The sequence below is a fragment of the Spirochaetia bacterium 38H-sp genome (assembly GCA_039023545.1).
Taxonomy (GTDB): Bacteria; Spirochaetota; Spirochaetia; order Winmispirales; family Winmispiraceae; genus Rarispira; species Rarispira pelagica.
The window spans coordinates 1-1,684 of sequence record JBCHKQ010000017.1; the positions used below are offsets into that span (position 1 = coordinate 1).

The following is a 1,684-nucleotide window of genomic DNA, read 5'->3' on the forward strand; positions in this document are numbered from 1 at the left end:
CTCCTCATCAAGCTCCTTGCCCGTAAACCTGTACGGCGTACTGTACAGATTAAGACTGTCCTTACTCTCTATCCACTCTTCCTCGTACACATATCTCAAATCCCCTTCTCTTTACTATGGCCTGCCTCCCCTGCTTCCTCTAAATCAACAACAAAAATTTCCCCCGCCTTGCTTCAAATCCCCAAAAACCTTATACCGAACGTCGGGACTGCGCCCTATAAAGCACAGCACCCAAGCAGGGCACAGCCCCTCCTGCCTTCGGCTCATAGGGGGTAAAGGTAGGAGCACTTTGTTTGGCAGTTACTTTTCAACTACCAAATTGCGAACTTGATTTTACACTATCGAAATAATTCATACAAAGGTGGCAGCCCTAAAGAACTATTAGCTAACACTCATATTGATTCAAATATCTTGGTATTTAAACCGGTACTTGTTGACACTCTTTACTCCAAGTATAAAACTATTTTTAGACACTTGAGTAATGTGGAGCCTGCTTCATGATCTCTTCTTATAGGCGGTAACTTCTCTCTTCATATCCCACCTAATTTATTTAATTATTCAAAGTCCGATCTTTCATAAATTCATAAAATATTTTAGTCTCAATACAATTTTCACCAAACTTACATAACAAATCATTTACCACCTCTTCATCCAGTATTGCTCTTGACCAATAAAAATAATTTTTATTGACCAAATTAAATTTGTTATAATAGTTTTTCTCAATCTCTTTATAACGCATAATCCCCAATTGATCATTTCTCAATAATGAAACCAGATACTTTATCCTTTCTCGATAATATTTCATTTGATCGTCAGTTAGTTTCATTGAAGATATACCCTTCAATGAATTCAAACCTTCATATCTTGTTATGTTACTTTCAAGAAATGAAATAACTTCATTTACATTTGAATGATTATGTATATTTAATGATTCATTATTTCCACAAGCAGAAAATAATAATATAAACGTAAATATATTTACAAATCTTCTAAAGACTCGCATAAAACCTCCTTGGTGGATTTTCTTTATCAACTTTTATTGTGGCTGTATTTCGCCCCATCCAATAAATTCACAATCAGAATACATATTCAAGCCATCGTCTCCCTTATAAATCAAATTATCCAAATCACTAGTTATACCATCAGGTGAATAATATACAGCAGTCGGTGTAATCAACCAAATCTGTGGCGGGTGATCTTGCCCCCCGGACATTACCCATATTCCAGTTCTTATTCCAAACGATCCTTGCATAAAACCAACAACAGTGTATGTATGTCCAGTAAAACCAGAGGCACCCTCGGCTGGTTTTAAAATAGCAACTGTACCAACTTCAACATTTGAAGAATAGAAGTTCTTATCAAAAGTTGACGGATTTCGGGACATTGCCTGTCCATCACCAGAATAAAACATAATATTTCTCATTTGATACTCTGGATTCATATCTCTAGCTTGAATATATGTTAAAGACAAACCCGCATCACCTAATGTACTATTACCATGCCACAAATTTTTATATGAGTCATTTACCCCAATTGCTGCATACATTGCTTTATTATATATGTATAACGTCAAATCTGTACAATCATAGTTTGAAGGAATATTTGAAATACTTGAAACTAGATTCATAACAGAAATCATGTATTCAGAACGTTGTTCATTTGATAGGTTCCTTGGAGCCCTCCC

Annotated in this window: 2 protein-coding genes; both read right to left on the minus strand. The window is 35.5% G+C overall.

Annotation, left to right across the window (positions count from 1 at the left end):
- Window positions 1-550: 550 nt before the first annotated feature.
- Entirely contained in the window at window positions 551-1,003 is a 453-nt protein-coding gene (locus tag WKV44_10560; protein ID MEM5948977.1) for a hypothetical protein, read from the minus strand.
- Window positions 1,004-1,036: 33 nt separating this feature from the next.
- The coding region (locus WKV44_10565) for a hypothetical protein (protein ID MEM5948978.1) at window positions 1,037-1,684 on the minus strand (648 nt) is incomplete at its 5' end.

Excerpts from the sequence above, each read along its gene's own strand:
- WKV44_10560 (MEM5948977.1), bottom strand. The coding sequence starts at position 1,003 with ATGCGAGTCTTTAGAAGATTTGTAAATATATTTACGTTTATATTATTA.